General features: G+C 63.5%; 8 protein-coding genes. 6 read left to right on the top strand and 2 right to left on the bottom strand.

Annotated elements, in window-relative coordinates; genetic code table 11:
* The 6 genes from A2J03_RS26540 to A2J03_RS26515 form a co-directional block, all read left to right on the top strand.
* The coding region (locus A2J03_RS26540; protein ID WP_331712405.1) for an MnhB domain-containing protein at positions 1-621 on the top strand (621 nt) is incomplete at its 5' end.
* Positions 618-1,253: a Na(+)/H(+) antiporter subunit C gene (locus A2J03_RS26535; RefSeq protein ID WP_068380279.1), complete on the top strand. Its 636-nt coding sequence runs from the start codon at positions 618-620 to the stop codon at positions 1,251-1,253. The genes A2J03_RS26540 and A2J03_RS26535, both read left to right, overlap by 4 nt.
* The gene (locus A2J03_RS26530) at positions 1,250-2,890 is read left to right on the top strand and encodes a Na+/H+ antiporter subunit D (RefSeq protein WP_068380277.1); all 1,641 of its coding nucleotides are present in this window, start codon (positions 1,250-1,252) and stop codon (positions 2,888-2,890) included. The genes A2J03_RS26535 and A2J03_RS26530 overlap by 4 nt, the downstream gene beginning before the upstream one ends.
* A complete protein-coding gene (locus A2J03_RS26525; RefSeq protein ID WP_068380273.1) occupies positions 2,887-3,531 on the top strand; it encodes a Na+/H+ antiporter subunit E in 645 nt (214 codons plus the stop codon). The genes A2J03_RS26530 and A2J03_RS26525 overlap by 4 nt, the downstream gene beginning before the upstream one ends.
* Positions 3,528-3,785 (top strand): monovalent cation/H+ antiporter complex subunit F, encoded by a 258-nt coding sequence (locus tag A2J03_RS26520; RefSeq protein WP_068380271.1) that lies wholly within the window; start codon positions 3,528-3,530, stop codon positions 3,783-3,785. Before A2J03_RS26525 ends, A2J03_RS26520 begins: the two co-directional genes overlap by 4 nt.
* Positions 3,782-4,117, top strand: a complete 336-nt coding sequence (locus A2J03_RS26515; RefSeq protein ID WP_068380269.1) for a monovalent cation/H(+) antiporter subunit G — start codon at positions 3,782-3,784, stop codon at positions 4,115-4,117. Before A2J03_RS26520 ends, A2J03_RS26515 begins: the two co-directional genes overlap by 4 nt.
* Here the strand turns inward: A2J03_RS26515 and A2J03_RS26510 are convergent.
* Both A2J03_RS26510 and A2J03_RS26505 read right to left on the bottom strand, forming a co-directional pair.
* Positions 4,089-5,432, bottom strand: a complete 1,344-nt coding sequence (locus A2J03_RS26510) for a phosphatase PAP2 family protein (RefSeq protein ID WP_156520601.1) — start codon at positions 5,430-5,432, stop codon at positions 4,089-4,091. The genes A2J03_RS26515 and A2J03_RS26510 overlap by 29 nt on opposite strands.
* Before the next feature lie 38 nt (positions 5,433-5,470).
* Positions 5,471-6,276, bottom strand: an 806-nt coding sequence (locus A2J03_RS26505) for a glutamate--cysteine ligase (protein ID WP_068380267.1), incomplete at its 5' end; no start/stop codon positions are given.

Below are 6,276 nucleotides of genomic sequence, written 5' to 3'. Positions count from 1 at the left end.
ATCTCGGTACTGCTCGTGGCCGCGACCGGCGTCGCGAGCCTTGTGTTTCGCAACCGTCGGTTCGGCAGCGCTCCGCGGGTCGCCGACGCCCCCAACACGGGCAACGACAACGGCGTCGGATCGGACACGACATGGCTGCTCGGCGGCGATCTCATCGATCCGCGGCATCGCTCGCTCGTACTCGAGGTCACCACCCGGTTGATCTTCCCGACCATCATGGTGCTCTCGGTGTACTTCTTCTTCTCCGGACACAATGCGCCAGGCGGCGGATTCGCCGGAGGCCTGACGGCTGGGCTCGCGCTCGTGCTGCGATATCTGGCCGGTGGGCGATACGAGCTCGGTGAGGCTGTCCCGATCGACGCAGGCAAGATTCTCGGCCTCGGACTGGTGTTCGCGGTCGGCACCGCGGTCACGTCGATGTTCCTCGGGGCGCCCGTATTGTCGTCGGCGACATTCGAAGTGACGCTGCCGCTTCTCGGTGACATCAAGCTCGTCACCGCTCTGTTCTTCGACCTCGGCGTCTATCTCATCGTGGTCGGTCTCGTACTCGACGTTCTCCGAAGCCTCGGCGCTCGTCTCGATGCACAGGTGGAAATGCAGCGCCAGGAGAATGTCCGATGACCGCGAATCTCGGAATGCTGATCGTGGCCGGCGCTCTCGCCGCGTGCGGCGTCTATCTCCTCCTCGAGCGTTCCATCACCAAGATGCTGTTGGGCCTGCTGCTGTTCGGCAACGGCGTCAACATCCTGCTCCTCACCGTCGGCGGGCCTCCCGGAAACCCACCGATCGTCGGCAGGAACACCTCCATCCACGAGACCATGGCAGATCCGTTGGCGCAGGGAGTGATTCTCACCGCCATCGTCATCACCATGGGTATCGCGGCGTTCGTCCTTGCGCTGGCGTATCGCTCGTACACGCTCAACACCAGGGACGACGTCGAGAACGACCCGGAGGACACCAAGGTCTCCAAGCGTCGATCCATGGCCGAGGCCCCCGACCGCGACCGCTCGGACGACCCGGTCACGGGCGAGCCGAGCTTCGGCGGCGACGCATTCGACTCTCGCGGCAACCCCATACCGATCGAGGAATTGAAGAACATCGAAGATCTCGAATGCTACGAGGATCTGCACGAAGGCGACTTCGACGATGACGACGACGAACCCGAGATGCGGGGTCTCGACGGCATCGACAGTGCCCTGAAAGACACCAGTGCAGTAACTGACAACACCGGCTCGAAGGGAGACGAGAAATGACCGTCTCCACGGGCGCGATCGACGTCCTCACGCCGCTACCGGTTCTGATTCCGCTGTTCGCGGCGGCCCTCACGCTCGTCGCAGGCCGGCGTCCGCGAGTTCAGCGACTCATCACCGTCGTTGCACTCGTCGCCGTGGTTGCCGTGTCCGGGGCGCTGCTCTATCTCGCCGACCGTGACGGTACGTCCGCACTGCAGGTCGGCGGGTGGGACTCCCCCATCGGAATCTCGCTCGTGGTGGATCGACTCGCCGCGATGATGCTGGTCGTCAGCTCTATCGTGCTGCTCGCCGTGATGATCTATTCGATCGGACAGGGCATTCGCGACGGCGACGAGAACCAGCCGGTGTCCATCTTCCTGCCCACCTATCTCGCACTGACCGCGGGTATCTGCAACGCCTTCCTCGCGGGCGATCTGTTCAACCTGTACGTCGGCTTCGAGGTTCTGCTCGCCGCGTCGTTCGTGCTTCTGACGTTGGGGGCGAGCGCGGATCGGGTCCGGGCGGGTGTTTCGTACGTCATGGTGTCGATGGTGTCCTCGCTGATCTTCCTGGTCGGCATCGCACTCGTGTACGGCGCCACTGGAACGCTGAATCTGGCGCACATCGCCACTCGCCTCGACGACATCCCGACAGGAACCAGGACCGCGATTTTCGCTGTTCTGCTCGTCGCGTTCGGAATCAAGGCTGCGGTGTTCCCACTGTCGACGTGGCTGCCCGACTCCTACCCGACCGCACCGGCGCCGGTCACCGCGGTGTTCGCCGGGTTGCTGACGAAGGTCGGTGTGTACGCGATCATTCGCGCGCACACGCTGCTCTTCCCCGACGGATCGCTCGACAACGTTCTGATGGTGTGCGGTTTGCTCACAATGCTCGTCGGCATCTTCGGGTCCCTTGCGCAGAGCGACATCAAACGTCTGTTGTCGTTCACTCTCGTCAGCCACATCGGCTACATGGTGTTCGGCGTCGCACTGTCGACGCAATCAGGATTGTCGGGCGCGATCTACTACGTCGCGCACCACATCATCGTCCAGACGACCCTCTTCTTGGTTGTCGGCCTCATCGAGCGTCAGGCGGGGTCGTCGTCTCTGCGGCGACTCGGTGGCCTTGCCGCCGCAAGCCCGGTGATCGCCATCCTGTTCCTGGTGCCTGCACTGAATCTGGGTGGCATTCCGCCGTTCTCGGGATTCATCGGCAAGGTTGCCCTGCTCCAGGCCGGTAGTGCGCAGGGCAGCGTGCTCGCATGGATTCTCGTCGCAGGTGGAACGGTCACCAGCCTCCTGACGCTGTATGTCGTCGCTCGTGTGTGGACCAAGGCGTTCTGGCGAGCCCGCGCCGACGCACCCGAGGGCGACCTGGCGGACAACAGCCCGTCTGCGCTCATCGACGATTCCAGCGACATCCAGCTCGCCGACCGCGAGGACGTCGGCCGCATCCCGGCCTTCATGCTCATCCCGACGGCGGGGCTCGTTATCGTCGGACTGGCGCTGACGGTGTTCGCCGGTCGCATCATCGACATCAGCGACCGGGCAGCGGTGGACCTGAGGGACCGGTCGGTCTACATCGACGCGGTCCGCGGTGCAGAGTTCGTCGGCGACCGGCTGACGGATCGAATTGCTGGAGAAGAGGCCGGACGATGAGGCTACCGAACCGCTTTCTGCTGCTTCGCCTGTGGACGCTTGCTTGGTTGACCGCAGTCTGGGTCCTGTTGTGGGGCAACGTCAGCGTCGCCAATGTCTTGGGCGGCATGGTTGTCGGGCTCGGCATCATGATGCTGCTACCGCTGCCGAAGGTACCGGTGGAAGGGCGCATCCACGTTCTGTCCCTTATCAGGCTGGTCGCGGTCTACATCTATCTTGCAGCCGAGTCCAGCGTCAATGTCGCGTGGCTCGCGATCCGCCCGAAGGCACCTCCGGTGACCGGGGTCCTGCGCTGCAGAATAGCGATCAAGTCAGACCTGGTGCTCACGCTTCTCGTGGACGGCCTCAACATGTTTCCAGGCACCATGGTGCTGGAAATCGACCAAACTCGACGGCTGATCTATGTACATGTCCTCGACATGGGCACCCAGAAGGCGGTCGATTCCTTCTACCGCTCGGTGCGAAGACTGGAAAAGCTCTTCATCGCCGCATTCGAGCGTGACTCCGATTGGAAACCGAGTCCGCTGCACTTTCAGGAGTACGAGCGATACCACGGAGTCCTCGGCGACGACGACGCAACCACACAGCACGACCGCGACGACAAGAAAGTCGACGACGAACGAAAGGGGGACTGGAAGTGACGATCGTTCTCGCGATTGCCGGAACCCTGCTCATCGGTGCGGCAATCATCACCACGTACCGACTGCTCGCCGGACCTAGTTCTCTCGACCGTCTGGTAGCGATGGACACGATCCTCGCGGTGTCCATCTGCAGCCTCGCCCTGTGGGCGGTCTACAGCCTCGACACCACCATCGTCCCCGCAATCGTCGCGCTGTCCCTGGTGAGCTTCGTCGGATCGGTCAGCGTTGCACGTTTCAGAGTGAGGGACGAATGAGCACCATCCTGCACGTGATATCGGCAGTGTTCATCCTGCTCGGAGCCATCCTGGCGTTCACCGCCGCGGTGGGCATTGTCAGGTTCTCCGACACGCTGTCTCGAATGCACCCAGCCACCAAGCCTCAGGTGGTCGGCCTGTTGCTGGTCTTGACCGGCGCCATCATCGAACTACGAGGCAACGTCGATATCTGGATGTTGGTCCTCGTCGGAGTGTTCACGCTGGCTACAGCGCCTGTCATCGCACACACCGTCGGACGCGTTGCCTATCGGGAACAGCGGGGTCGAGACGGTCTGCTGATCATCAACGAGATGGAGACCGAGCGGGACTGAACATCTCCCCGCCTGCCCGTCCATCCCGGATCGCGAGCGCGGACCCGGGTGCGGCGAAGAACGTTGCGTAGAACATCACGACGACCGATGCCATCAACGCAAGGATCGCGGGGCCGAACAGTTCGGGATAGGTACCGATCGGCACCGCCAGGTACCGGTAGCTCAGCAACAACGTAACCATGACCGCAGAGCCGTAGGCCACCAGTCGGATCCGTCCGCTGTCCCAACCACGCTCGGGATCGCGGAGGATCGATTCGAGCGTCAGACACAGCACCACTCCCGCGACCAGATCGACGCCGTAGTGGTATCCGAAGCCCAACGTCGCCGCCAGCGTGCACACGAGCCACGCGGTTCCGCCCCACCGCAGCCACCACGGACCACGCCGGGAGTGGATGAACAGGCTGAGCGCCCACGCCGTATGCAGGCTGGGCATGCAGTTGCGCGGGGTTTCCGCGTCGAACGCGATAGCCGACGGCGAGGTGTCGAACGGCACCACCGTCGGCCAGAGATTTGCGACCTGGAAGCCCTCACCTGCGGGACCGAACGCGAACATGGGTCCGACGACCGGAAACAGGATGTAGAAGATCGGGCCGACCAGCCCGATCAACAGGAATGTCCGTACCAGATGATGCGAGGGCCATTGGCGACCGGACGCAACGCCACGCAGCTGGTAGATCGCGATGGCGATGGCGGCGACCGGCAGCTGAATGTAGACCCAGTGCAACACTGCGTACGCGCCGGGCCCCAGCATTTCGAGCCCACTCGCCACCATCCACGACGGGTTCCCGAGAGCGTGGTCGGCCAGCTGGGCGTACTCGTCGAGGACGTACGGCCGCGCGATGGTCGTGATCTGCAGCCACGCGTCGCCGGCCTTCGTGGCCAGGATGAGCAGCCCTCCGAGGCAGATCGACCTGATTCCGCTCACATCTCTGCGCCACGCGGTGACCATCGCCAGGCCCGCCAACACGATGACTGCACCGTTGCCTACGGCAAACGGTCGGCCTGCGTCGAGTCGGAGAACGGCGCCGACGATGTCTATTGCCACAGCCAGGGACAGTGCCCAGATCCGCGTCCGGGCGTTCACCCCGACCAACGCCAACGCCAGACCGCCCCACGGGACCGCCATCGACTTCGGGGTTCCGACGAGGTCGTTCCACAGACTGGGAACGGGACCGGGGAAGCCCTTGATCGTCGCCGCAAGCTGCAGCGCCCCCACGAACAGCACGACAGCGATGGCACCGAGACCGTACACGCGCAGGTCCGTGCGCCCGGTCACGCTTGCTTTCCGCTCGTCCCCCTGCAGCACGCCGCCAATAGTAAACGGTGGATGAACAGCTGTTTACATCGAGACCGCTAGGGCTGCTGCAAATCGGTCACCAGAGACTCGACGACCGCTCGCAGATCTCCGCCCGATTCGGAGGCAACACGTCGCTGCCGCTGATACGACGCACCCCGTCTGGGAATGTCGGCGACCGAGGCGAGTTCGTCGGCACATCCGAGCCGAATCGCTGTCGGAGTAAGCCGCTCGAGTAAGTCGTTCAGATCGTCGGTGACCAGGCGCTCGTTGCTGCTCGCGTCGAGAATGATCTCGGCGTCGAGCCCATACCGTGCGGCTCTCCACTTGTTCTCCTGGACGTGCCACGGCGGCATGCTCGGGAGCGTCTCGCCTGCTTCGAGACGCTCGTCCAGATCGACGATGAGGCAATGTGTCAGCGCGACCAGCGCAGCCAGTTCACGTTTGGTGGATGCACCGTCGCACACTCGGACCTCGATGGTCCCCCACTTCGGTGCGGGTCGGATATCCCAGTGCATTCCGCCGAGTTGTTCGATGACGCCGGTCTTCATCTGGTCGCGAACGAAACCCTCGAACTGTGCCCAGTCCTCGAACTGGAACGGAAGACCTGCCGTCGGGAGCTGTTGGAACATCAGCGCGCGATTGCTTGCATAACCGGTGTCGTTGCCTGCCCAGATCGGCGACGATGCCGACAGCGCCAGCAGATGCGGGTACTGAAGCAGCAGCGAGTTGAGGATCGGAAAGACCTTGTCCTGGGACGAAACTCCGACATGGACGTGCACACCCCAGATGAGCATCTGCCGACCCCACCACTGGGTACGGGCGATCAGCTCGTCGTAGCTCGGGGACCTCGTCAGCACCTGGG

The sequence above is a fragment of the Rhodococcus sp. EPR-157 genome, from assembly GCF_001647195.1.
Lineage (GTDB): Bacteria > Actinomycetota > Actinomycetes > Mycobacteriales > Mycobacteriaceae > Rhodococcoides.
The sequence above is the reverse complement of the archived record's forward strand: the minus strand, read 5'-3'. Positions and strand labels throughout refer to the sequence as shown.